Genomic DNA, 23,994 nt, shown 5'->3' with positions numbered 1-23,994 from the left:
ATTCGTGTAGAATGCGCCACCACGGAGTTAGGATTATGATGTATTTTTTGACATCCTATGCTATCAAATGTATTAAAATCAGTTTGTTATGATTGAATTCCACCATAACGTATTGATTGATATATAACACGACGCCTGTGAAGGCGACAATAGAGGTTGCTCAATGAGCGGTAAAACACAGAAATCTGAAAAGTTACAGAAAATTCTCGCGCGTTCCGGTCACGGTTCCCGCCGCGAAATAGAAGGTTATATTCAACAAGGGCGCGTCAGTGTTGACGGTAAAATTGCGACTTTAGGCGATCGCCTTGAAGTTCAGCCCGCCACAAAAATTCGCCTTGATGGCCGGATATTAAGTATCAAAGAATCTCAAAAAGCGGTTTGCCGTGTTCTGGCTTATTATAAACCAGAAGGTGAACTTTGTACTCGTCATGATCCAGAAGGGCGGCCAACGGTTTTTGATCGTCTGCCTAAATTGCTAGGTTCCCGCTGGATAGCTGTTGGGCGTCTGGATGTGAATACCTGTGGTTTGTTGCTATTTACCACGGATGGGGAACTGGCTAATCGTTTGATGCATCCAAGCCGTGAAGTTGAACGCGAATATGCAGTCCGTGTCTTTGGTGAAGTTGATGATGCTAAATTGAAGCAATTGGCTAAGGGGATTCAACTGGAAGATGGTCCCGCTTCATTCCGCACTATCGCGTTTAAAGGCGGTGAGGGGATGAATCAGTGGTATAACGTCACGCTGACAGAAGGGCGTAACCGTGAAGTTCGTCGTCTTTGGGAAGCAGTTGGCGTACAGGTGAGCCGTCTTATTCGTGTGCGTTATGGGGATATTGGCTTGCCAAAAGGTTTACCACGCGGGGGATGGACAGAACTGGGTCTGGAGCAGACTAACTATTTACGCCAATTAGTGGATTTGAATGAAGAGACGGTTTCCAAAGTAGCAGTAGGGCCTGATCAACGTCGGCTTAAAGCTAACCAAATCCGCCGGGCAGTTAAACGCCATGCTCAGGTAACATCACGTCCATCGGCAGGAAAACGTCAGGGCAGTTCGCGCCAGAATGCGGGGCGAACAACCGCACCAAAAGGCCGTTAAGTTTTCTGGGTCTCGTGTCATAGCGGGACCTTTTTACCAGTCGATCCCTTTTTGTGCCTTAATACCGGCGTCAAAGGCATGTTTTACCGGACGCATCTCTGTGACGGTATCCGCCATTTCCAATAATTCACGATGACAACCGCGGCCGGTGATAATAACAGATTGGTGCTCCGGTCGGTGGTTAAGCGCAGTAATAACTTCTTCCAGAGGAAGATAGCCATAACTCACCATATAAGTCAGTTCATCCAATACGACCAGATCCAAATCGGGATCAGATAACATCTCTAACGCATGGCGCCATACTTGACGGCAGGCTACAGTATCGGTTTCCCGGCTTTGAGTTTCCCAAGTAAAACCCGTCGCCATAACATGGAAATTCACCCCATGTTGTTCTAGCAGATTTTTCTCGCCATTCTCCCATGTACCTTTGATAAATTGGATCACACCGGCGCGAAATCCATGACCTATCGCACGGGTCACTGTGCCAAATGCAGCGGTGGTTTTGCCTTTGCCATTGCCGGTAAAAACGATGAGAATACCCCGTTCTAACTGGGCGGCTTCAATACGGGAATCCACTTTTTCTTTTAGGCGTTGTTGCCTTTTCTGATGTTGGTTGTCATTGATTGTCATTATTCGGCTGGTCCTGCTTTGCGTCCGGGTTGTGCATCAAAACTGATGCCTGTTTTATGCAGACTATCTCTGCCCATAAGATAAAGATACAGTGGCATAATATCTGCCGGTGTTTTCAGTTTAGCAGAATTTTCGTTAGGGAATGCGCGGGCGCGCATATTTGTGCGAGTGCCGCCGGGATTAATACAGTTAACGCGTAGAGAAGCGTGTTTATATTCTTCGGCTAAAACTTGCATCATGCCTTCGGTTGCAAATTTAGAGGCAGAATAAGCACCCCAGCCACTGCGACCTTCGCGGCCAACGCTCGAACTGGTAAAGATGAGTGATCCGTCAGGCGACGTCAATAATAGCGGCAGCAAAGCTTGAGTTAACATAAAGGTCGCATTGACGTTGACTTGCATAACGTCATGCCATAATTGGACGGGTTGCTCCGCCATCGGCGCGACAGCTCCCAGTAAACCGGCATTATGCAATACGCCATCCAGGCGCGGATAATGTTGCGCTAAATTGTCAGCGAATGTCTGGCACTCTTCGGCAGTGACGGTAAGCAGATCCATTGTGTAAACAGTTGCAGGTGCGCCGCCTACTTGTTCAATCTCTTTTTGGACAGCTTCCAGTTTGTGTGTTGTTCTGCCAAGTAAGATCACTTGTGCGCCATAACGGGCGTAAGTCAAAGCCGCTTCACGGCCAATACCCTCTCCAGCGCCTGTCACCAGAATAATACGTTGTTGTAGGAGGTCATGTTTTGGTTGGTAATGTAACATTTGAAGATTTCCTATTGTTGACGGCGCGATTTGTTACCGTCGGAGGCCGTTCGGGCTATCAAAACAGAAAGTTATATATTGAGTCAAATTTGCCAAGGTTGATTGCTCAGGAGATATACCCGTCATCTTTCAAGCTGCCTCTTTGTTGGCTGCACTCGCTCACCCCGGTCACATAGTTTGCTATGCTCCCGGGGATTCACTCCCTGGCCGCCGCGATGCAACTTGAAATCCATAGGGTATAAACGGAAAATATGGCGGGTTGATAGAGGTTTGTGTAAGTTTTTATGGCGTGGAGTCTTTTGTTGTCTGATTTATTAAAGATAATGCTGTGTTGGTAGTTATTTGCTTCTGGCTAATATATAATTTTTCTTCGTCAGAGAGTGAGTATTTAATCCAATTTCATACCGGAGTGATTATGAGTCCAATACAAACAGAAAGCGCAGCCCTTCTAATTTAATCAATTTGTTAAATTTTACATTAGAAGGGGAAAACATGAATTACTCAAAGATTGAGATAGATTGCTGGGATAGGAAAGAGCATTTCTTGCATTATCGTAATGTCGTGCAATGCGGATTTAGTCTGACAACAAAGATTGATATTACCCATTTGTTATCTTCGTTGGTAGAAAAACAATATAAATTCTACCCAACCATGATTTATTTAATATCAAAAGTTGTGAACTCTTACTCTGAGTTCAGAATGTCCATAAAAGATGAAGAATTAATTGTATGGGATGATGTAAATCCTGCATATACAATCTTTCACAAGGAAACCGAAACATTCTCAGCGATTTGGACTGAGTTCAATTCCGATCTGGAAGAATTTATGAAAAACTATTCTGCTGATTATGAAACTTATAAAGATAATCTTTGCTTTTTTTCTAAACCAGAACTACCTGAAAATCACTTTCACATATCGTCAGTGCCGTGGGTAAGTTTTGATGGATTTAACTTGAACGTCGCGAATTTTACGGATTATTTTCCACCCATATTTACAATGGGAAAATTTTACCAAGATGGAAATCAAACTCGGTTGCCTTTGGCAATTCAGGTGCATCATGCTGCTTGTGACGGTTTTCATGTGGGGCGTGTTATTAATAAATTACAAGAACTATGTAATGATTTTGTTTAGTCAAATACAACCTGAATTATTTATGACCTCAATATAAAGTTGTATTGAAATACACTAGTAGCCATCAGTTAATACTGGTGGTTTTTATGTCCGTAATATTTATACCCTATGGATTTCAAGATGGATCGCGGCGGCAAGGGAGCGAACCATTGCATCATTTATAGCGATAACGGTCTCTTTTCCTGCTGTTCGATAATTTCCTGTTTCTCTTTCAGGTAGTCGTAGCGATCATAGTGCTTGGTTGAAACTCCGGGTTTTTTGTGATTCTGCAATTTAATCCCTCATTTTTGAATTGGTTCCCCATTTCTCGATCTAATGGTGTAGAATTGGCTACAGAGACCGATATACTGGGCGTTTTTATTTGTACATATTCGTGTTTATTGAATGCGAGTTAATTATAATATATTGTTTTTAAATGAAAAAAATTAAATACATTTATTGTAAATTCATAATCTAAGAAACAAAAGGTGGATTTTGTGGAGTACTTATCTCTTTACGGGTTGTTTTTAGCCAAAGTAGTTACGCTGGTGCTGGCGGTTATTGCTCTGGCAATATTCGGTATCGGCATAGGAATGCGGAAATCCTCTCTAAAAGGAGAATTGAAACTCACCGATCTCGGTGAATCATATCGGGATAAGCAGCGTCAAATGCAGCGGGCGCGCATGACAGAAGCGGAAGGGAAAATCTGGCAGAAAGAGTTTAATAAACAACAAAAACTCGAATCCAAACAGAAGAAAAGTGACGCTAAAGCCGGTCATAAAGGGTTACAGAAACCTTGTCTTTATGTACTGGATTTTAAAGGGAGCATGGATGCTCATGAAGTTGATTCATTACGTGAAGAGATTAGCGCGATTCTGGCCGTGGCAGATGCAAAAGATGAAGTGTTGTTGCGTTTGGAAAGCCCTGGAGGAATGGTGCATGGCTATGGGCTGGCGGCCTCTCAGCTTGTCCGTTTGCGTCAGAAAGGCATTCGCTTGACTATCGTCGTAGATAAAGTTGCTGCCAGTGGGGGCTATATGATGGCCTGTGTTGCTGATCGTGTGGTTGCCGCGCCTTTTGCCATTATTGGTTCTATTGGCGTGGTCGCCCAAATTCCGAACATTCATAAGCTATTGAAGAAAAATGATATCGATGTGGAACTCCATACGGCTGGTGAATATAAACGTACACTGACTGTGTTGGGAGAAAATACAGAACAGGGCCGGAAAAAATTCCAGGAAGATCTGAATCAGACTCACGAATTATTCAAAGCGTTTATTCATACACATCGCCCATCGCTTGACGTGGAAAGTGTGGCGACCGGTGAATACTGGTACGGCTCACAAGCGAAAGAGAAGGGATTGATTGACGAAATTGGCGTCAGCGATGATCTGTTGATTGCTCAAATAGATAACTGTGAAGTTATTGGCGTCAGTTATACACGCCGTAAACGCATGGTAGAGCGTTTCACCGGCAGTGCGATGGAAAGTATTGATAAACTGTTATTGCGCTGGTGGCAAAGAGGGGAGAAGCCTCTGCTTTAATTAAAGTTCCGCTATTTTAAATCAATTATCTTGGCGTATTCCAAGGCGTTCTGTTTAGACATTCAGGGGCGCCTTGATATATTGCTTAATTGTAATGTGCTAATTGTACAGCGTGACGCTTATTATCATGATGTTATTCCCCTGAAAAACCCGCTATTTTGGCCCTGTTAAAATATTACAGGTATTACATAATTTGCTTTACATCCCCCTTCCTGCTTGTGAGGAGCCGCAGGCTTTTCTACACCAATAGTTGATACTCTGGCTTTGCGTTTATCTGTTCTGCCGGGCTGATCTTCAAACAAGTACAAGTCACTTTTGCACAGCGCTATTGGCGTCTTTAAACGCACTATGCAAATCCCCGAAGAATGGCAACTTACAATAATATTCATAAGGAAATAAAGTATTATGGCTACTTCACAATACGATATTCATACCAGTCATGCTGTCATCTCTGTTGCTGATACGGGAGGTGATGGATTACCGGTCCTCCTTATACACGGTAATTCAAGTTGTAAAGAAGTTTTTCGCCACCAAATTAACTGTTTTGGCGACGAATACCGGATTTTAGCGATTGATTTACCAGGACATGGTGCTTCATCAAACGCAGTGGACCCTCGCCGGACCTATTCGATATCCGGCTATGCTCTTTGCATCATCGAAGTACTGGAAAAGTTAGGCATCGATAAAGTTGCTGTTTTCGGATGGTCACTGGGGGGGCATATCGGTTTGGAGCTGATCTCGCGATTCCCTGGGATTGTTGGGCTAATGATTTGTGGTACGCCGCCGGTTAGCCCAGGTGCTGAGAATGTCAGGCTTGGATTTAAACCAAGCCGGTTTATGGCAATATCTGGTAAGGCTTTGCTGACAGAAGAGGAAATTACGGATTATACCCTGGCGTTGTATGGAAAAGACGCACTTTGTGAGCCATTTCTAAGAGCCGCAGTAGCGCGGACCGATGGTTTGGCTCGGCAATATATGTCTGAAGCGTCGGTTTCACCGGACGTTATGGATCAACGGTTATTGGTTGAAACAAACCCAACACCACTTGCTATCGTTAATGGTGCAGAAGATTTATTTGTTAATATTGATTACATTAACGGGATAACCTACAAAAATCTTTGGACTGGTCAGGTGTATAACTTGCTCCACTTGGGACATGGGCCATTCTGGGAAGCACCAGAGCTGTTTAATCGTTTGATGGCGGGTTTTTTCTCTGATCTCACCTTAGAAATGTAATTAATACCTGTAGTTTGTCATCAGTGGTATTTTATATACCCGGCAGATATATTTTTATATCGTTTTCATATATCTGCCTATTCATTACTCAATAAATTTTTGTTATTAATCTTCGAGATGATATTGTTTCGATAGGATATGCTTCAGATGTTTGAACATATTGAAAAGATTAGTAATTTTGCCTATAGGTAAACCATTTCCGCTTAGAAAAGATTCACCATCAATACTAATACATATCCTTTTTGCTCTACGCTGTTTATATACATGCCATGAATAAAATCTTCATGTTGCCGGATGATATGGCTGGTTTTTTTTAATCATTGTTCACCTTTAATCGGTGTTGTTCGGTTTTATCTTTTCCTGTCCTTATCAAAAATAATTTGTTGCGCATCATTTTTTATCAGGTAGAGTGTGAACTTTTCATCATGCAGATGGAAGATTTTGTTTACGGCGATTACTTCATTCATTTGCATAGCTCATGGGCGGTATCTAAAATACCTTAGATAATTCAATATGTTTCGAGTTTGGGTAAATCAACTGAATAAAAATAAGTTGATATATTGAGAATCTATCGCAATATAAAAAGAGGTTTTAAATACCGTGATATGGCGCAGTGAATTCCACCATCTGAAAAGATAATTAGGTAAAGATAACTATGGGTAAAGCTCTTGTAATAGTGGAGTCCCCGGCAAAGGCCAAAACAATCAACAAATATTTGGGGAGTGACTACGTGGTGAAATCCAGCGTTGGTCATATCCGTGATTTGCCGACCAGTGGCTCAGCCAGCCAAAAGAGTTCGAGCTCATCTACCGATAAGTCTAAGAAGAAGGTTAAAAAAGATGAGAAAGCTGCATTAGTCAACCGTATGGGGGTTGATCCATACCGTGGTTGGGAAGCGAATTATCAGATTTTGCCGGGCAAAGAGAAGGTCGTGGCAGAGCTAAAATCGCTGGCTGAAAAAGTTGATCATGTTTATCTCGCAACGGATCTTGACCGCGAGGGAGAAGCCATTGCATGGCACTTGCGGGAAGTGATTGGTGGTGATGGCGATCGTTTTAGCCGGGTTGTTTTTAATGAAATCACTAAAAATGCCATTAAACAGGCATTTGATAATCCGGGTGAATTAAATATTCACCGGATAAATGCTCAACAAGCTCGTCGTTTTATGGATCGAGTTGTGGGTTATATGGTTTCTCCGCTACTGTGGAAAAAGGTCGCCAGAGGGCTATCTGCCGGTCGGGTGCAATCGGTGGCGGTACGTCTTGTAGTAGAGAGAGAACGTGAAATTAAAGCGTTTGTACCGGTAGAATATTGGCAATTACATGCTGATTTGCTGGCGAAAGGCGAAATTTCACTGCATATGGAAGTGACTCATCAGCAGGGTAAACCGTTTAAGCCGGTTAACAGTGAACAAACCCAAGCCGCCGTCTCTTTACTGGAAAAAGCCCGTTACAAAGTGCTTGATCGTGAAGATCGTCCGACATCCAGTAAACCAGGTGCGCCGTTTATCACTTCTACATTGCAACAGGCAGCGAGCACGCGTTTAGGGTTTGGCGTTAAAAAGACCATGATGATGGCTCAGCGTTTGTATGAGGCCGGATATATTACTTATATGCGTACTGATTCAACTAACCTGAGTCAGGATGCGCTGGATATGGTTCGTGGTTATATCGGTGATAATTTTGGCGATAAATACCTGCCAAAAACCGCCAATACTTACAGTAGTAAAGAGAATTCACAGGAAGCGCATGAAGCGATTCGTCCTTCCAGTGTTGATATCATGGCAGAACAACTGAAAGATATGGATGCGGATGCACAGAAGCTGTATCAGCTAATCTGGCGTCAGTTTGTGGCCTGTCAGATGACACCGGCGAAATACGATTCCACAACATTGACTGTACAGGCGGGTGATTTTGAATTGCGTGCCAAAGGCCGTACATTGCGTTTTGATGGCTGGACAAAAGTGATGCCTGTATTGCGCAAAGGTGACGAAGACCGCACGTTGCCGGTTGTTGAAATTGGTACAGAACTTGATTTGCAACAACTGCTCCCAAGCCAACACTTTACTAAGCCACCGGCACGTTATAGTGAGGCATCTCTGGTTAAAGAGCTGGAGAAACGCAGTATTGGTCGCCCATCCACTTATGCTTCCATTATCTCCACAATTCAGGAGCGTGGTTATGTTCGCGTAGAGAGTCGCCGTTTCTACTCAGAAAAAATGGGAGAGATTGTGACTGATCGTCTGGAAGAGAATTTCAACGAGCTGATGAGTTATGATTTTACTGCGCGAATGGAAGATCAGCTTGATCAGGTTGCAAGTAACAAAGCTGAATGGAAAGGGGTTTTGGATGAATTTTTCACTGATTTTAGTGAACAGCTAGACGTCGCCAATAAAGAACCGGAAGAGGGTGGTATGCGGCCCAATCCGATGGTTATTACCTCTATTGAATGCCCGACATGTCAGCGTTCTATGGGCATTCGAACGGCAACTACTGGCGTTTTCCTGGGTTGTTCTGGCTACGCGTTGTCACCTAAAGAGCGTTGTAAGCAGACGATAAACCTTATCCCTGAGAATGAAATTCTTAATATCTTGGAAGGGGATGAGGCGGAAACAAACGCGTTGCGAGCTCGTCGTCGCTGTAAAAAATGTGGTACGGCGATGGACAGCTACCTCATTGATAACCAACGTAAATTACATGTTTGCGGTAATAACCCTGCTTGTGATAGTTATGAAGTGGAAGAGGGCGAATTTCGCATTAAGGGATATGACGGTCCTGTTATCGAATGTGATAAATGCGGCGCTGAAATGCACCTGAAAATGGGTCGTTTCGGTAAGTACATGGGCTGTACTGATGAAACTTGTAAAAATACTCGTAAGATCTTGCGTAGTGGGGAAGTTGCGCCGCCAAAAGAGGACCCGGTTCCATTACCAGAGCTTCCTTGTGAAAAATCTGATGCCTATTTTGTATTGCGCGATGGTGCCGCTGGCGTATTTTTAGCGGCAAATACTTTCCCTAAATCTAGAGAAACTAGAGCGCCGTTGGTGGAAGAGCTAGCGCGTTTTAAAGAGCGTCTGCCGGAGAAATTACGTTACTTGGCTGATGCTCCTGCGGCAGATGCCGAAGGCAATAAAACAGTTATCCGTTTTAGCCGTAAAACTAAACAGCAATATGTTTCTTCGGAGAAAAATGGCAAGGCAACGGGTTGGAGTGTGTTTTATGTTGATGGAAAATGGGTTGAGAAAGATAAAAAGTAACAATTTCTGATAGAATCAACACTCTCTTTTTCTTAGAAAAGGGATTATTTTCTTCTATTAAGCCAACCTTATAGGTTGGCTTTTTTCACCTATAGGCAGTATCTTAAAATATATGAATTAGAATCGCGCTAAACATTCATTATGAATTTTCAATTATTCGTTATATAAATATATAATCGTGTTATAGTGGTTATATGCGACAACAATATTATTTCTATTCGTTATAATAAATAGCAAACAGCAATATCAGTCCAGGTTTCTAAGTCATAATTGTTCACAGCGTTTATTTTGGGATGGTGTTTATATGAAATTGCAACAGCTTCGTTACATCGTGGAGGTGGTAAACCACAACCTTAATGTTTCATCTACGGCAGAAGGATTGTATACATCTCAACCCGGGATCAGTAAGCAAGTCAGGATGCTTGAAGATGAATTAGGTATTCAGATTTTTTCCCGTAGTGGTAAACACCTGACGCATGTTACTCCCGCAGGTGAAGAGGTTGTCCGAATTTCTCGTGAAGTATTATCTAAGATTGATGCAATACGGTCGGTTGCTAGTGAACATACTTATCCGAATCGTGGTTCGCTATATATTGCTACTACCCACACACAGGCTCGTTATGCATTACCTCCTGTGATTAAAGGCTTTATTGAACGTTATCCGCAGGTTTCTTTACACATGCATCAGGGGTCGCCGACGCAAATTGCTGAAGCTGTGAGTAAAGGTAATGCTGATTTTGCTATTGCAACTGAGGCGCTCCATTTATATGAAGATTTGGTAATGTTGCCTTGTTACCATTGGAACAGGACGCTGGTGGTGACGTCGGATCACCCGCTGGCAGGTAAAGAGAGTGTTTCAATTGAAGAATTGGCTGAATATCAACTGGTCACTTATACGTTTGGCTTTACTGGTCGTTCTGAGTTAGATGTTGCATTCGATAAAGTAGGTTTAAAACCTAAAATTGTTTTCACTGCGACGGATGCTGATGTGATTAAAACTTATGTCCGGTTAGGGTTAGGCGTGGGGGTTATTGCCAACATGGCGGTTGATCCGGTACAGGATAAAGATCTGGTTTGCATTGATATGCGTGATAAATTCGGCTATAGCACAACTAAGATTGGTTTTCGTCGCAGTAGTTTCTTACGCAGCTACATGTATGACTTTATGTGGCGTTTTGCGCCTCACCTGACGCGTGATGTGATTGATCAGGCGGTTGCTCTACGTTCGAATGAAGATATCGAAATGATGTTTAAAGATATCAAATTACCAATCGTATAATGAAATAATTAGGGAGCTAATATTGCTATTAGTTCCCTAATTTTGCTTATCAGTTGGATTCAAACTCACCACTGAAGAAATCATCAGACTCTTCTATTGATGTTTTTCTTTGTTTATTAATGAAACTATCAAAACTGGCTTTAATCTCAGGATTTTCGAGCGCTTCATAGTCTAGGACCGATATTAAGGATGAATACTCAAAATCAACGTTGACATTTTCATTAGAAGCACAACTTGATAAAAAGTTTGAATTAGTGCTATCAAAATTAACGCGATAGAGTTTTAGTTTCGGAATATATACGGTCTTATCTCCTACAATTAAGGTATCGATAGCAATCGTCAGTGTCACAGTAGAATAGAAGCCTTTATTTTTCCGTATACCTAAGCGGATCGTTTCCCCTTGTTTAGTAAGGAACTTAGCGAAATCCGGCAGCATATCTGTATTTTCGAATACAACCACATTCATAATGAAATTAAGAAAACTTTTTGAGATGCTTAAACCATTTAATGAATCGGTGTAATTTTTCGATTCAACTTTGCTGGTGCCCATTAGTGGTAACTTGTCAACCACTTTACTCCAAAAGTCCATATCTGTTTTATATTGCTCTCCATACTTTTCCGCGTATTTATTGACATAATTGGTTGCGATGGAGGAAAGTGCAATTAATGTTTTACTTAAACTATTGGTTTTCTCTATAACTTCTGGTTTATCAGATAATTGTTTGGCTATAATGAACTGAACTAAACCATCTTTTTCGTTATATTTATTGGTATTTTCTATACTGAAATAAGCGTCATCGATGTGAAAGAAGGTATTAGCTTCATTGATTTTTGCGATATGTTCCTGGTTATGAGTAATTGCGTTTTTTATATCCATTATTTTGTCCTTGTTTTTTTAATTGATAATTTTAATCCAATTGAATTGTTAGCGAGCTAATTCTATCTGATTATCATTCGATTGTTTACCCGACTAAATTATCAAAATTTATTACTGAAATTCTGATGGATACACTGAATTGACACATTGTGCGGTAATAAAAAACAAATATTTGCTTATATGTTATGTTTAATTTGTGCCATTATCGTTAAGGTAGCTTTGAGTTATGCCAGTATAAGAAGAAGGAGGAGTTATGTCGTTTGATTTGAAAAAGGTTTGTGTTTCAACACTTTCCGCTGCAAGTAAACAATATGATTATTACAGCTTACCACTGGTTGCTAAACATTTGGGGGATATTTCCCGTTTACCCAAGTCTATGAAAGTTCTTCTGGAAAATCTTCTTCGCAATATTGATGGCAATTCTGTTGTTGATGATGATTTGAAAGCCATTGTTGATTGGCAAAATACCGGCCATGCAGACAGAGAAATTGCTTACCGACCAGCACGTGTATTGATGCAGGATTTCACCGGTGTTCCTGCCGTTGTTGATTTAGCGGCCATGAGAGAAGCGGTCCAGCGTCTTGGCGGTGATGTTGAACAAGTTAATCCATTATCACCCGTTGATTTGGTTATTGACCATTCAGTTATGGTGGATAAATTCGGCACGGAAAAAGCCTTTGAGCAAAATGTTCAATTAGAAATGGAACGGAACCATGAACGTTATCTCTTTCTGCGCTGGGGGCAAAAAGCATTTAACCGTTTTCGTGTTGTTCCGCCAGGAACCGGGATTTGCCATCAGGTAAACCTGGAATATCTGGGAAAAACGGTTTGGCATGAAATGCAGAACGGGCGGGAGCTGGCTTATCCTGATACTTTAGTTGGTACCGATTCTCATACTACTATGATCAATGGCCTCGGTGTTTTAGGATGGGGTGTAGGTGGTATTGAAGCCGAAGCAGCTATGTTAGGACAGCCTGTTTCCATGCTTATTCCTGATGTGGTGGGTTTTAAACTTACCGGCAAGTTACGTGAAGGGATTACCGCAACAGACTTGGTACTGACAGTGACTCAGATGCTGCGTAAACATGGCGTGGTCGGGAAATTTGTTGAATTTTATGGGGATGGATTAGCTGATTTGCCGCTGGCAGACAGGGCAACCATTGCCAATATGTCACCGGAATATGGGGCAACTTGCGGTTTCTTCCCGGTAGATGATATTACCCTGAGCTACATGCGGTTGACAGGGCGTACAGAACAGCAGATTGCGCTGGTGGAAGCCTATTGTAAGATTCAGGGATTATGGCGAAATCCCGGTGATGAACCGGTATTTACCAGCACTCTTGAGCTGGATATGTCGACAGTGGAAGCGAGCCTCGCTGGACCGAAACGTCCACAAGATAGAGTGGCTTTAGCGCAAGTACCCCAAGTATTTCAATCAGCCGTTGATCTGGAAATGAATAAATCCCAGGGGAAAGCCGTCTCAGCGCCAGTTAATCAGGATAACCAGAAGTATGAGTTAGAAGAGGGGGCGGCCGTCATTGCTGCGATAACTTCCTGTACCAACACATCTAATCCCAGTGTACTGATGGCCGCGGGTTTATTGGCGAAGAAAGCGGTTGAGAAGGGGCTTAAACGCCAACCGTGGGTGAAAACTTCACTGGCGCCCGGCTCGAAAGTGGTAACGGATTACCTTGAACTGGCGGGTTTGATGCCATATCTGGAAAAACTGGGCTTCAATCTGGTTGGTTACGGTTGCACAACTTGCATTGGTAATTCCGGGCCACTGCCTGAATCTATTGAAACTGCGATTAAGCAGGCAGATCTTACCGTTGGCGCCGTCCTTTCTGGCAACCGAAACTTTGAAGGTCGTATCCATCCTCTGATAAAAACTAACTGGCTAGCGTCGCCGCCGTTAGTCGTGGCATATGCTTTATCCGGCAGCATGAAAAAGGATTTGACTAAAGATCCCCTTGGTCAGGATCAACAAGGCAATGATATCTATTTGAAAGATATATGGCCTGATAGCAAAGAAATTGCTAACGCCGTTGATCAAATTAAGGCTGATATGTTTCACAAAGAGTATGCGGAGGTCTTTGATGGTGATGAAACATGGCAGTCGCTGGACGTTGCGAGTTCTGCAACTTATCACTTCCAACCTGATTCTACTTATATTCGTCACCCGCCATTCTTTAGTGAAATGACAGCCGAGCCAGAAGCGATAACGGATATTCACGGTGCGAATATATTGGCTATTCTTGGGGATTCTGTCACCACGGACCATATTTCTCCGGCGGGGAATATCAAAGCTGACAGTCCGGCAGGGCGTTATCTTCAAGAACATGGTGTTGAACCTAAGGATTTTAACTCTTACGGATCAAGGCGTGGTAATCATGAAGTCATGATGCGAGGAACATTTGCCAATATCCGTATCCGTAATGAGATGATTTCTGGTGTAGAAGGAGGATATACCCGCCATATTCCGTCACAGACACAATTAGCAATTTATGATGCGGCTATGCGTTATCAGGAAGAAAAAACACCATTGGCTATTATTGCCGGCAAAGAATATGGCTCCGGTTCAAGCCGCGACTGGGCGGCGAAAGGTACCCGATTATTAGGAGTTAGAGTGGTGATTGCGGAATCATTTGAGCGTATTCACCGTTCGAACCTGATTGGTATGGGAGTATTACCGCTGGAATTCCCTCAGGGCATAAATCGTAAAACGCTAAATCTACGTGGCGATGAGACAATTGATATTGAAGGGATGAATAACCTCAAGCCGGGACAGATTGTACCGGTGAAAGTGACTTATGCGGATGGGCGTAAGGAAATCATTAATGCTCATAGTCGTATTGATACCAGAACTGAATTAGATTATTTCCACCACGGTGGTATCTTGCATTATGTTATTCGCCACATGTTGAAATAGATTTTACAGCATACTAAAGACGGCACTGATTATTTAAGCGCCGTCTTTTCCGGCTAGTTTGCTGAAAAACTAATTTTGCTCAGGTAACAAATGACCCATTTTTCTGGCTTTGGTATCCAAATAATAAGCGTTTTTAGGATTCCGGCCGGTAATTAATGGAACACGTTCTACGATATTAATACCTGCTTCGGTCATAATTTCCACTTTTTTGGGATTATTTGTCAGCAGACGAATGGCTTGAACGCCGAGTAATTTATACATATCCGCACATAGGGTGAAATCACGCTCATCGGCGGCAAAACCTAACTGATGGTTAGCTTCTACAGTATCGATACCGTTATCCTGTAACGCGTAAGCCCGAATTTTGTTGATTAAGCCGATATTACGACCTTCTTGCCGATGGTAAAGTAATACACCTCGCCCTTCTTTAGCAATCTGAGCAAGGGCGGCTTCAAGTTGAAATCCGCAATCACAACGTAGACTAAATAGGGCGTCACCGGTCAGGCATTCTGAATGGATTCTGGAAAGGACGGGCTCATTGCCAGAAATAGTGCCGTATACTAATGCGACATGATCTTGACCTGTGGCGACTTCTTCAAAGCCGACCATTAAAAAATCGCCCCAGGGAGTGGGTAACTTGGCCTCAGCGACTCGTTTTAATTGCATTTTATTGTTCATATGTTGATTCAGACTCGTTACAAGACATAGATGTGAAAAACAATACCGGTCTGGGAAATCAGGGGACACTGCATAAAAGATTTTCTCTGATTATAATGCGGCGATATTTTGCCATATTTACCGCAAATTATCTGTCAAAAACTTTCAGATAATCATATATAAATGGCAGTTATAACACTAACATGTTAACGCTGAACAAATTTTTAAAATTGTGTATAAAAATAATCCGGTGCCAGATATGAATCAATTTACCAAACCTATTATTGTCGCAACCCTGATTTTATTGTTACCACCTATAGCTGTATTGATGGCAGGTTGGCAATGGCAGCCTATGGGAGAGTGTTTATGGCTTGAAGTACTGTATTGGATTACTAATACTTCCGGTGAGCCGTGGTGTTATCTGGTTTTTCTGTTTTTTATTTTAGGGATGCTATGGTTGTTCGCGACTTCGGCCAGACAGGGAGGAATATTGCTCGCTATTGTTATGATGCTCCTTTTAACGGGGCAAGGCATAAAAGTTTTGGTAAAAAATACCACTAAAGAGCCTCGCCCCTATGTTGTTTGGTTAGAAAAAAACTATCAAATGCCAGCAGGTGAATTTTATCAACATTCGCGAAAACAGCGGGCTGAGTTGTTGCAACGCAATTTAAAAGCTGATGACCGTATTCCACAATGGCAACTCAATCATTGGAAAAGAGAGACCGGATATGCTTTTCCTTCTGGGCATACCTTGTTTGCTGCAAGTTTGTCACTACTTTTAGTAGGTTTTTTATGGCCGCGTCGTCGCTATATTTTGTCTATAATTGTGACGATATGGGCAATGAGTGTTTTGATTAGCAGGATGGCATTAGGTATGCATTGGCCGCAGGATATTATCACATCAACGCTAATTAGTGCGGTATTAGTGATGGCTATTTGTTATCTCACAGAAAAATGGCGGTTGATTAACGACAAAAAGGATTTGGCGGTGTAATTGCTTCTTATTTACACTTAATCGATGAGAAGATATCGTAAAAAAGCTGAAAGACGCATTTATCATGATAAATTGCTTCCTTTATCCAGACTGGAAATGCTAATTTAATGGGCCGTTATCCAGCATAATGTCCAAGCAACAATAGATAACAGGAAAAAATGTGAAATATTTTCTGATTTTATTACTGGTGTTGGTGATCTTTGTCATCTCGGTGACTCTCGGATCAAATAATGATCAGGTGGTTACATTTAACTATCTGATCGCTAAAGGGAATTACTCTGTATCTACACTTTTGGCTGTATTGTTTGCTAGCGGTTTCGTGTTAGGTTGGGTTATTTGTGGATTATTTTATCTTCGTGCTCGTTTGTCATTAGGAAGAGCTGAACGAAAGATTAAGCGACTCGAAGCGCAACTGGAGCAACCTGCTGAACCTTCGGTTACTCATTCATCGCTTGCACTTAGCAAGGAATAAACTCCTATGTTAGAGCTGCTGTTTCTGTTGCTTCCTGTGGCCGCTGCTTATGGCTGGTATATGGGGCGCAGAAGTGCTCAACAGGATAAGCAACAAAATGCTGATCGCTTATCACGAGAATATGTTGCTGGGGTTAACTTTCTCCTTTCAAACCAGCAAGATAAAGCTGTGGATCTGTTTCTTGAAATGCTTAAAGAGGACAGTTCCGCTTTTGAAGCTCATTTGACTTTGGGGAATCTATTCCGTTCCAGGGGGGAAGTAGAGCGGGCTATCCGCATTCATCAATCTCTTATGGAAAGCGCTTCTCTGACATTTGATCAGCGTCTGCTTGCGACGCAGCAATTGGGCCGTGATTATATGTCGGCGGGTTTGTATGATCGTGCTGAAAATATGTTCGCTCAATTGGTGAATGAAAAAGATTTTCGGGAAAATGCGCTTCAATCGCTGCTGACTATTTATCAGGCAACCAGTGATTGGAAAAAAGCCATTGATATCGCCGAGAAATTAGTCAAGTCCGGTAAACATGATTTACGGGAAAAAATTGCCCATTTTTATTGTGAACTCGCTTTACAGGAGATGAGCGGTGATGATCTTGATGAGGCAATCAGTTATCTCAATAAAGCGGTTCAGGCAGATAAAAACTGCGCCAGAGTTTCTATCATGTTGGGGCGCCTGTTTATGGCCCGACAAGAGTACATCAAAGCGGCGGATGCTTTAAAATCTGTTCTTGAGCAAGATAAAAAGTTGGTTAGTGAGGTGTTGCCTATTCTCCAGGAGTGTTACCAGCATCTGAATCAGACTGATGAATGGGAAGATTTCCTGAGACGTTGTGTAGAGGAAGATTGTGGGGCCACGGCCGAACTTTTGCTGGCTGATATTATCGAGCAGCAAAAAGGGCATGAAGTCGCGCAAATTTATATCAACCATCGATTAGAGCGTCATCCGACCATGCGCCTGTTTTATCGCCTGATGGATTACCATTTGGCTGAGGCAGAAGAAGGGCGAGCGAAAGAAAGTATTATCTTGTTGAGGGACATGGTTGGTGAGCAAATTCGTACTAAACCTAATTATCGCTGCCATAAATGCGGCTTTACTTCTCATTCACTTTATTGGCACTGTCCATCATGCCGTTCGTGGGATTCAATTAAACCGATCCGTGGATTAGATGGTCAGTGACACCGTGTCATCATAATGTTGCTTTGTTAGTCAAAAAGGTTAAAAAATGACATCTCATACCTTAACGTCGTTCGGTAGACAGATTAGCTCGCCTGTCATTGTTGCTTTAGATTACGATAATCAGGATGCGGCGATGGCTTTTGCCGATAAAATTGATCCGCAGGATTGTCGTCTGAAAGTGGGTAAAGAGATGTTTACCCTGCATGGTCCGCAGTTTGTTAAGTTGTTGCATCAACGTGGTTTTGAACTATTTTTGGATTTGAAATTCCATGATATTCCTAATACCACCGCCAGAGCGGTAGCCGCTGCTGCTGAAATGGGCGTTTGGATGGTAAACGTACATGCGAGTGGTGGCGCCAGAATGATGACAGCGGCGAAAGAGGCGCTGCTGCCTTATGGTCATGACGCTCCGTTGTTAATTGCTGTCACGGTGTTAACCAGCATGGAACAATCGGATCTACAAGGTATTGGTATTGATATGACGCCAGCGCAACAGGCTGAAAGGTTGGCAAAACTGACTCAGGCATGTGGGCTAGATGGTGTGGTTTGTTCTGCGCATGAAGCTCAACAACTGAAAAAGGTTTGTGGTCAGAATTTTCAATTAGTGACTCCGGGGATTCGGCCGATGGGCAGCGATGCAGGCGATCAACGCCGTATCATGACGCCGGAACAGGCGGTATTGGCTGGGGTTGATTATATGGTTATTGGTCGTCCGATTACCCGTTCCGCCGATCCTGCGGCAGCATTGCGTCAGATTAATCAATCTATTGCGGGAGTGATTAATGCAAGATAATAATTCGCGTCTAGTCTATTCCACAGATAAAGGCCGTATTCAGGAAGAAACAGTTAAACCCTTGCGTCCAAAAGGAGATGGTATTGTTCGTATTCAACGTCAAACCAGTGGTCGTAAAGGAAAAGGGGTTTGTGTAATTACCGGAATTGATGCTGATGATCAGGCACTGATTAAACTGGCGGCTGAATTGAAGAAAAAATGTGGCTGTGGTGGTTCAGTAAAGGACGGTGAAATAGAAATTCAGGGTGATAAAAGGGATTTATTGAAACAGTTACTTGAAGCTAAAGGTATGATAGTTAAATTAGCTGGTGGTTAACAGAAGGGCGGATATTCGCCCTTCATCCATTTTATTTCTTGGTCTAATTATTGGTAGTGTTTTTATTATTTATTTAATAATTCTTAAGTTTTTAATTAAAGATAATTCACAATAAATAGATTATTTTAAATATTCTGAAAAATAATATTTTGATATTATCTTTCCTTTTAAAAATAAATTTATATTTTTAAATTGATATAATAATCAATAAACGGCAGTAGGAAATTTAATATTATTTCTTCGTTTCTTTGATAATATTTTTATTTAAAAGAGCTATTATGTGGAAATGAGCAGTTTTGATGAAAAAGGCGATGAGTATTATAATTGCTTTTTAAATCATATAGATAACAATTTAAATTCATTTTTTTAGTAAAGAGGTTGACTATGGAGAATGATCGTTCTACCATGAAAAACATGGAAGATGAGCCGGTGCCCAACATCAGGGAAAACATGTTGGATGTTGTAGAGGAATTGATTTACACAAGGGGGATTGCGGCTACAGGTATCGATCTGATAACGCGCACGACAGGTTCTTCACGTAAGACAATTTATCGTTATTTTGGTACGAAAGAGGGGCTGATTGAAGAAGTTCTTCGTCGGCGAGATGAACGCTGGATGCGGTGGTTTACTTCATCAATAGCCGAATATAAAACACCTAAAGAAAAATTGCTGAATATTTTTCTGGTATTACAACGATGGTTCGAAAGTGATGATTTTAGGGGATGTGCATTTATCAATACATCCGGTGAACGGCCTAATCCAGATGATCCTGTAAGGATAATTGCGAAAGAACATAAAGAGAAAGTTTTTACTTACGTGCTTTCTATTTGTGAAGAAATATCGCCAGATTCATCAGTGGATTTAGCGAGGAAACTCCTACTCTTAATAGAAGGCGCTATTACAACTGCGCATGTGATGAATGATACACACTATGCTTTAGAGGCGATGAATATTGCCAGGGCATTGCTGAATAAATGTGATGTGAGTTAATGAAATTTAATTATAATTAATTAGGAGACAATATGTCTAATACAAAAGAAATTCGCCAGCCGGTACCGCCATTTACTCGGGAAACCGCTATTCAAAAAGTCCGCTTGGCGGAAGATGGGTGGAATAGCCGTGACCCTGAAAAGGTTTCATTGGCCTATTCATTGGATACCCATTGGCGTAATCGCGCTGAATTCGTGCATAGCCGTAAAGAAGCTCAGGGTTTATTAACCAGAAAATGGGCGAAAGAGCATGAATATAGATTAATTAAAGAACTTTGGGCGTTTACTGATAATAGAATAGCGGTTCGTTATGCTTATGAATGGCATGACGATTCCGGTAACTGGTTTCGCTCATATGGTAATGAGAATTGGGAATTTAACGAAGATGGCTTGATGTACAACCGTTATGCTTGCATTAATGATCTTCCGATAAAAGAATCCGAACGCAAATTTCATTGGCCATTAGGTCGCCGTCCTGATGATCATCCTGGATTATCTGAGTTAGGATTGTAATCCTTTTAGGAGATGGCCGAAACGCGGCTAATGTGCATGCTTAGCCTTCTGATAACGGAAGAATTCAGAAGGCCCGTATCTTTGAATTTATCGTTTGAGGCAAGACAGATTACGGTTAATGCAGTTCGTGACCTGATGGAGTTCGTCAGTGGGAATATCATCAGTTACATTCCGTGCCGTATGGGCGAAGTCAGCGGCGACATCTGCTATTTCATCAATAATGTTATTCATTCTGGCCGACGCGATGCTTGCATCTTTGGCAACCTTAAGCAACATGGTGCGGGTGATATTCGTGCCATGACCACCCACTGAGGTTTGATGTTGTCCGCCGGGACCGTCCGCAAAGGTCAGATCATAGGCGGGGGACACCACCCATTCATTGCTTTCATTTAGAATGAAGGAGAAATTCTTCACATGATCATCACGGTTATGCATCAACACGTTGAACACCATACGACGGGCTTGGATTTCTCGCTCAACAACAGAGCGCGTGATGAAGCCAGTTGCCCGTAAGATATCTATGTAATCCATACAGGGTAATCGGAAGTCGGCATGTAGGGCGCCGGCCATACTCAGTACCGGCACTCGCATTCCATTCTCACGATCGAAACGCTGGACACCGAAAGCAGCAAGCTCCCCTTCAAGGCGGAAGTAGCGACTTGTGGGAAAATCAATGCCTGCCATTCTGGCCGTACAGGCGTAAGCTTCTTCAAGGGCACAAACCCAAGGATTTTCCTCTGCTGCGGGAAATTTAACCAGCCAAGGCTCACTCTCAGGGAACGCAGTTGTTTTCATCTGGCCGGTGGATGGATTATATTCTACCTGTGCCTTTGGTCTGGCGCCGTGGGGCGAGCCGCCAAGTAGAAAAAGTTCGCGCAGTGCCTCTGAGTCCTGACCAGTTACTTCCTGACGAATCTGTTGAGCCAGCCCGGTCAAGTTCAGAATACTATATTTGTCTTCCTGATCGTCCGGTAAAGGCAGAGCAGGTTGGTAGGTGAGAGCCCCCATTGTGTTATTGCCCAATAATGCCAGGCGTTCCAGGACGGAAATCCGGCCAGGATCGACATTATTACGGCGAAGGAACCGGTCCATAAGCAGTCGCCCCCAGCCATCCGGCAGGGAATCTGCGATGAAGCCCGGGAGCCAGTCCTGAAAGTGCTCAAAATTCGCGTAAGTCTCTGTGGTAAGTGGTAGTTGTAGGGGAGAGAATTCGATGCCATTATCAAGAGCTTCTTGGGTGTACTCAAATAAATAGCGGCCACGCACAGTACTTTCGGCCAGATGACCCAACACCCACTGTTCCCCTTGACCGCGGTAGACCACTTGTAGTCGGTTTAATGACCGGTACTGAAAGTTTCGCGTTGTCATTTTTTTGAGTCTCCTGATTGATGAGCGCGGCCATTGCCGGAGGGTTTCCGAGATGAACGTTGGGTTCGCCGGGCGCGTTGGCGAGCCGGTGCCTTCATGGCTTCAAGTTGTGCAATGCTGATCTGTTGTGGCGCAAACAGGGACTTCATTTCGTTCTCCAGTCGTAGAGCAAAGACGACCTTCATGAAATTCTCAAGCGTGCCTTGTCCACTGGCCTCTAGTTTTTTGAGCGCTGAGACGGAAATACCGCTTCTGAGCGCCAGTTCTGTCTGGAGCATGTTGCGCCGCAGTCGGTGCTCTCGCAGGCGGTTTCCAAGTTCTGCCAGCAACTCTGATTCGGTATAGAGTATTAGAGACACAAATGCACCTCTTAAGTTTAAATTTTATGGTTAAAAGACTTTATTATACCTCTTATTTTGCAAGAATCTGAATATAAAAAGAGAGAGATTTAAGAGTTCTAAATGAAGCTTATAAATGTGTTTTATGTACTTTAAAGCTTTATATGAGTCCTTTATAAAAGAGATCTTCCTTTTCAAACAGTTCATGAATCTGGTTTATTCGTGTTGATATCCTTAAGGATTTACTGTCATACTTACCTATACATCAAATTTTAAAATGTGAGGTAATATGGCAAAACATCCTGTAGAACAATCACCTAAACTTAATTTCTCAAACCTAGATTTTGTGAAATTCGGGGAATACCTCAGTGAATATAGCATTGTTGATAAACAGGGAAGATACCTTCATTGGAGTCAGCTTAAGTGGCGAGTTCCTAGTAAAGAAGCTGAACACATCTGGTATGCGGTAAAGTTCTGTAGAGATCAGGTAAAAAAAAGTACGGGCTTATTTGATAAAAGCGGGAATGAGTTTAGTTTTTGTATACATGATTCACTAGAACCAAAATTGCACAAAATTGTACAACTTGGTGCAGGTAAAGTAGCCGCAATTGCAGGATCTCAAGCATCAGATAATATTCAACAGAATTACTTAGTATCATCTTTACTGATGGAAGAAGCCATCACCAGCGCTCAATTGGAAGGTGCGGCAACTACCCGAGCTGACGCAAAAAAAATGCTAGAGGAAGAATTAGCGCCCAGCACTCCTGATGAAAGAATGATTCTGAATAATTATATGCTATTAAAGCTAGCGGATAAAAGAAAACAAGAACTCCTTACAAGGGATTTGATGCTTGAATTTCACAGAATAGCGACTAATGGTGTATCTGAAAGCGAAAATATACCGGGGGAATTTAGATGCAGTAATGATATCTACATTGGCAATGATGACAATCCATTATTTTACCCGCCAAATTATGAGGAGTTAGAAAATAGGTTAGAAGAATTATGTGCTTTTGCTAACGAAAATCATAATGGAGAGGGTGGCCGGAAATTTATACCACCAGTAATAAAAGCGATTATTCTTCATTTCATGATCGGGTATGAACACGCATTTAGAGATGGGAATGGCAGAACTGCAAGGGCAATATTTTATTGGTACATGTTAAAGAATGGATATGATATTTTTGAATATATTTCAATAAGCAAGGTTATCAAGGAGCACGCTAAAGACTATGGTATGTCATATCTTTATGTTCAAAAGGATTATGGGGATTTAACTTATTTTATCGATTTTAATGTTAATGCTATTCTAAACGCATTTGATGAGTTACAAGAATATTTAAAAGTAAAAACAAAAGAATTTTATGAAATTGTAGATGTGTTGGAAAATTCAAAGTATAAAAGTAAGCTAACCTTCATTCAGAAAGATTTAATTAAAAAAGGTGTAAAAGAACCTGGAAGATTGTTTAAAGTTAAATCGGTTCAAAATGTATATGATGTTAGTGAAAATACAGCTAGAAAATTACTTAGAGAGCTTGAGGCAATGAATATATTTTTTCCTATAAAAATAAGAAGAACAACTTATTATATTGCCCCCGCAGATCTACGTAGTAGGCTAAATAAGATATCAAAATCGTAGGCAGAATTAGTACAGTTT

General features: G+C 42.1%; 23 protein-coding genes and 2 pseudogenes. 15 read left to right on the top strand and 10 right to left on the bottom strand.

The genetic code is table 11. The features are described 5' to 3' along the window. Positions 1-163 precede the first annotated feature (163 nt). Positions 164-1,096 carry a 23S rRNA pseudouridine(2605) synthase RluB gene (gene rluB, locus B0X70_RS12340; RefSeq protein WP_217471621.1) on the top strand — a complete coding sequence of 311 codons (933 nt, stop codon included), beginning with the start codon at positions 164-166 and terminating at the stop codon, positions 1,094-1,096. 33 nt (positions 1,097-1,129) lie between these two features. On the opposite strand, the gene cobO is transcribed toward rluB, so the two are convergent. Together cobO and B0X70_RS12330 are read right to left on the bottom strand one after the other, a co-directional pair. Then, positions 1,130-1,726, bottom strand: a complete 597-nt coding sequence (gene cobO, locus B0X70_RS12335) for a cob(I)yrinic acid a,c-diamide adenosyltransferase (protein WP_046395815.1) — start codon at positions 1,724-1,726, stop codon at positions 1,130-1,132. Then, the gene (locus B0X70_RS12330) at positions 1,726-2,490 is read right to left on the bottom strand and encodes a YciK family oxidoreductase (protein WP_217471620.1); all 765 of its coding nucleotides are present in this window, start codon (positions 2,488-2,490) and stop codon (positions 1,726-1,728) included. Before B0X70_RS12330 ends, cobO begins: the two co-directional genes overlap by 1 nt. Before the next feature lie 492 nt (positions 2,491-2,982). Between B0X70_RS12330 and catA the strand changes: the two genes are divergently transcribed. After that, a complete protein-coding gene (gene catA, locus B0X70_RS12325; RefSeq protein ID WP_217471619.1) occupies positions 2,983-3,621 on the top strand; it encodes a type A chloramphenicol O-acetyltransferase in 639 nt (212 codons plus the stop codon). Positions 3,622-3,779: 158 nt separating this feature from the next. Here catA and B0X70_RS12320 read toward each other — a convergent pair whose 3' ends face one another. Further along, positions 3,780-3,893 (bottom strand): integrase, encoded by a 114-nt coding sequence (locus tag B0X70_RS12320; RefSeq protein ID WP_235319350.1) that lies wholly within the window; start codon positions 3,891-3,893, stop codon positions 3,780-3,782. Between the two features lie 204 nt (positions 3,894-4,097). Here B0X70_RS12320 and sohB point away from each other — a divergent pair, with 204 nt between their 5' ends. Then, positions 4,098-5,144 carry a protease SohB gene (sohB, locus tag B0X70_RS12315; RefSeq protein ID WP_105397404.1) on the top strand — a complete coding sequence of 349 codons (1,047 nt, stop codon included), beginning with the start codon at positions 4,098-4,100 and terminating at the stop codon, positions 5,142-5,144. A 167-nt stretch (positions 5,145-5,311) separates the two neighbouring features. Here the strand turns inward: sohB and B0X70_RS12310 are convergent, their stop codons facing one another. Next, positions 5,312-5,491 carry a hypothetical protein gene (locus B0X70_RS12310; RefSeq protein WP_146110568.1) on the bottom strand — a complete coding sequence of 60 codons (180 nt, stop codon included), beginning with the start codon at positions 5,489-5,491 and terminating at the stop codon, positions 5,312-5,314. Between the two features lie 58 nt (positions 5,492-5,549). Here B0X70_RS12310 and B0X70_RS12305 point away from each other — a divergent pair, with 58 nt between their 5' ends. Continuing rightward, the gene (locus B0X70_RS12305; protein ID WP_217471618.1) at positions 5,550-6,380 is read left to right on the top strand and encodes an alpha/beta fold hydrolase; all 831 of its coding nucleotides are present in this window, start codon (positions 5,550-5,552) and stop codon (positions 6,378-6,380) included. A gap of 105 nt (positions 6,381-6,485) precedes the next feature. Here B0X70_RS12305 and B0X70_RS12300 read toward each other — a convergent pair. Continuing rightward, positions 6,486-6,697, bottom strand: a pseudogene (locus tag B0X70_RS12300) (DUF2498 family protein); the annotation flags it as partial. A gap of 338 nt (positions 6,698-7,035) precedes the next feature. Between B0X70_RS12300 and topA the strand changes: the two are divergent. Together topA and cysB are read left to right on the top strand one after the other, a co-directional pair. Further along, positions 7,036-9,636 (top strand): type I DNA topoisomerase, encoded by a 2,601-nt coding sequence (topA, locus tag B0X70_RS12295; protein WP_217471617.1) that lies wholly within the window; start codon positions 7,036-7,038, stop codon positions 9,634-9,636. A 304-nt stretch (positions 9,637-9,940) separates the two neighbouring features. Next, on the top strand, positions 9,941-10,915 hold the full coding sequence (cysB, locus tag B0X70_RS12290) for an HTH-type transcriptional regulator CysB (protein ID WP_036805759.1): 975 nt from the start codon (positions 9,941-9,943) through the stop codon (positions 10,913-10,915). 49 nt (positions 10,916-10,964) lie between these two features. On the opposite strand, the gene B0X70_RS12285 is transcribed toward cysB, so the two are convergent. After that, on the bottom strand, positions 10,965-11,792 hold the full coding sequence (locus B0X70_RS12285; protein ID WP_046397490.1) for an Evf family palmitoylated virulence factor: 828 nt from the start codon (positions 11,790-11,792) through the stop codon (positions 10,965-10,967). A gap of 253 nt (positions 11,793-12,045) precedes the next feature. Here B0X70_RS12285 and acnA point away from each other — a divergent pair, with 253 nt between their 5' ends. Then, the gene (acnA, locus tag B0X70_RS12280; protein WP_217471616.1) at positions 12,046-14,721 is read left to right on the top strand and encodes an aconitate hydratase AcnA; all 2,676 of its coding nucleotides are present in this window, start codon (positions 12,046-12,048) and stop codon (positions 14,719-14,721) included. Between the two features lie 69 nt (positions 14,722-14,790). Here acnA and ribA read toward each other — a convergent pair whose 3' ends face one another. After that, positions 14,791-15,387, bottom strand: a complete 597-nt coding sequence (gene ribA, locus B0X70_RS12275) for a GTP cyclohydrolase II (RefSeq protein WP_072165203.1) — start codon at positions 15,385-15,387, stop codon at positions 14,791-14,793. Between the two features lie 250 nt (positions 15,388-15,637). On the opposite strand from ribA, the gene pgpB reads away from it, so the two are divergent. The 7 genes from pgpB to B0X70_RS12240 all read left to right on the top strand — a co-directional run bounded on the left by pgpB (position 15,638) and on the right by B0X70_RS12240 (position 20,631). Further along, positions 15,638-16,372 (top strand): phosphatidylglycerophosphatase B, encoded by a 735-nt coding sequence (gene pgpB / locus B0X70_RS12270; RefSeq protein WP_105394800.1) that lies wholly within the window; start codon positions 15,638-15,640, stop codon positions 16,370-16,372. A gap of 160 nt (positions 16,373-16,532) precedes the next feature. Continuing rightward, entirely contained in the window at positions 16,533-16,844 is a 312-nt protein-coding gene (locus B0X70_RS12265; RefSeq protein ID WP_036805770.1) for a LapA family protein, read from the top strand. Positions 16,845-16,850: 6 nt separating this feature from the next. Next, positions 16,851-18,020, top strand: a complete 1,170-nt coding sequence (gene lapB / locus B0X70_RS12260; protein ID WP_217471615.1) for a lipopolysaccharide assembly protein LapB — start codon at positions 16,851-16,853, stop codon at positions 18,018-18,020. Between the two features lie 46 nt (positions 18,021-18,066). Continuing rightward, entirely contained in the window at positions 18,067-18,813 is a 747-nt protein-coding gene (gene pyrF / locus B0X70_RS12255) for an orotidine-5'-phosphate decarboxylase (RefSeq protein WP_217471614.1), read from the top strand. Next, the gene (gene yciH / locus B0X70_RS12250; RefSeq protein WP_036805779.1) at positions 18,803-19,129 is read left to right on the top strand and encodes a stress response translation initiation inhibitor YciH; all 327 of its coding nucleotides are present in this window, start codon (positions 18,803-18,805) and stop codon (positions 19,127-19,129) included. Before pyrF ends, yciH begins: the two co-directional genes overlap by 11 nt. 384 nt (positions 19,130-19,513) lie before the next feature. Then, positions 19,514-20,119, top strand: a complete 606-nt coding sequence (locus tag B0X70_RS12245) for a TetR/AcrR family transcriptional regulator (protein ID WP_217471613.1) — start codon at positions 19,514-19,516, stop codon at positions 20,117-20,119. Between the two features lie 32 nt (positions 20,120-20,151). Beyond that, positions 20,152-20,631 carry a nuclear transport factor 2 family protein gene (locus B0X70_RS12240; protein ID WP_046396505.1) on the top strand — a complete coding sequence of 160 codons (480 nt, stop codon included), beginning with the start codon at positions 20,152-20,154 and terminating at the stop codon, positions 20,629-20,631. An 87-nt stretch (positions 20,632-20,718) separates the two neighbouring features. Here the strand turns inward: B0X70_RS12240 and B0X70_RS12235 are convergent, their stop codons facing one another. The 3 genes and pseudogenes from B0X70_RS12235 to B0X70_RS25580 form a co-directional block, all read right to left on the bottom strand. Beyond that, positions 20,719-21,999, bottom strand: coding sequence for a type II toxin-antitoxin system HipA family toxin (locus B0X70_RS12235; protein ID WP_217471612.1), 1,281 nt, complete (start codon positions 21,997-21,999; stop codon positions 20,719-20,721). Beyond that, positions 21,996-22,184 (bottom strand): hypothetical protein, encoded by a 189-nt coding sequence (locus B0X70_RS25205; protein ID WP_246593557.1) that lies wholly within the window; start codon positions 22,182-22,184, stop codon positions 21,996-21,998. The genes B0X70_RS12235 and B0X70_RS25205 overlap by 4 nt, the downstream gene beginning before the upstream one ends. Positions 22,185-22,223: 39 nt before the next feature. Continuing rightward, positions 22,224-22,358 (bottom strand): annotated as a pseudogene (locus B0X70_RS25580) (DNA-binding protein); the annotation flags it as partial. Between the two features lie 268 nt (positions 22,359-22,626). Here B0X70_RS25580 and B0X70_RS12225 point away from each other — a divergent pair. Next, positions 22,627-23,976, top strand: coding sequence for a Fic family protein (locus B0X70_RS12225; protein ID WP_217471610.1), 1,350 nt, complete (start codon positions 22,627-22,629; stop codon positions 23,974-23,976). Positions 23,977-23,994: the final 18 nt, after the last annotated feature.

The organism is Photorhabdus akhurstii, from assembly GCF_019090985.1.
GTDB lineage: Bacteria > Pseudomonadota > Gammaproteobacteria > Enterobacterales > Enterobacteriaceae > Photorhabdus > Photorhabdus akhurstii.
This window is presented reverse-complemented; position numbering and strand designations above follow the sequence as displayed.

Coding starts and splice junctions, on each gene's coding strand:
- B0X70_RS12285 (WP_046397490.1), bottom strand. CDS start 11,792: ATGGATATAAAAAACGCAATTACTCATAACCAGGAACATATCGCAAAA.
- topA (WP_217471617.1), top strand. CDS start 7,036: ATGGGTAAAGCTCTTGTAATAGTGGAGTCCCCGGCAAAGGCCAAAACA.
- acnA (WP_217471616.1), top strand. CDS start 12,046: ATGTCGTTTGATTTGAAAAAGGTTTGTGTTTCAACACTTTCCGCTGCA.
- cysB (WP_036805759.1), top strand. CDS start 9,941: ATGAAATTGCAACAGCTTCGTTACATCGTGGAGGTGGTAAACCACAAC.
- catA (WP_217471619.1), top strand. CDS start 2,983: ATGAATTACTCAAAGATTGAGATAGATTGCTGGGATAGGAAAGAGCAT.
- cobO (WP_046395815.1), bottom strand. CDS start 1,726: ATGACAATCAATGACAACCAACATCAGAAAAGGCAACAACGCCTAAAA.
- B0X70_RS12305 (WP_217471618.1), top strand. CDS start 5,550: ATGGCTACTTCACAATACGATATTCATACCAGTCATGCTGTCATCTCT.
- pyrF (WP_217471614.1), top strand. CDS start 18,067: ATGACATCTCATACCTTAACGTCGTTCGGTAGACAGATTAGCTCGCCT.
- pgpB (WP_105394800.1), top strand. CDS start 15,638: ATGAATCAATTTACCAAACCTATTATTGTCGCAACCCTGATTTTATTG.
- B0X70_RS12225 (WP_217471610.1), top strand. CDS start 22,627: ATGGCAAAACATCCTGTAGAACAATCACCTAAACTTAATTTCTCAAAC.
- B0X70_RS12330 (WP_217471620.1), bottom strand. CDS start 2,490: ATGTTACATTACCAACCAAAACATGACCTCCTACAACAACGTATTATT.
- rluB (WP_217471621.1), top strand. CDS start 164: ATGAGCGGTAAAACACAGAAATCTGAAAAGTTACAGAAAATTCTCGCG.
- yciH (WP_036805779.1), top strand. CDS start 18,803: ATGCAAGATAATAATTCGCGTCTAGTCTATTCCACAGATAAAGGCCGT.
- B0X70_RS25205 (WP_246593557.1), bottom strand. CDS start 22,184: ATGAAGGTCGTCTTTGCTCTACGACTGGAGAACGAAATGAAGTCCCTG.
- B0X70_RS12240 (WP_046396505.1), top strand. CDS start 20,152: ATGTCTAATACAAAAGAAATTCGCCAGCCGGTACCGCCATTTACTCGG.
- ribA (WP_072165203.1), bottom strand. CDS start 15,387: ATGCAATTAAAACGAGTCGCTGAGGCCAAGTTACCCACTCCCTGGGGC.
- lapB (WP_217471615.1), top strand. CDS start 16,851: ATGTTAGAGCTGCTGTTTCTGTTGCTTCCTGTGGCCGCTGCTTATGGC.
- B0X70_RS12235 (WP_217471612.1), bottom strand. CDS start 21,999: ATGACAACGCGAAACTTTCAGTACCGGTCATTAAACCGACTACAAGTG.
- B0X70_RS12245 (WP_217471613.1), top strand. CDS start 19,514: ATGGAGAATGATCGTTCTACCATGAAAAACATGGAAGATGAGCCGGTG.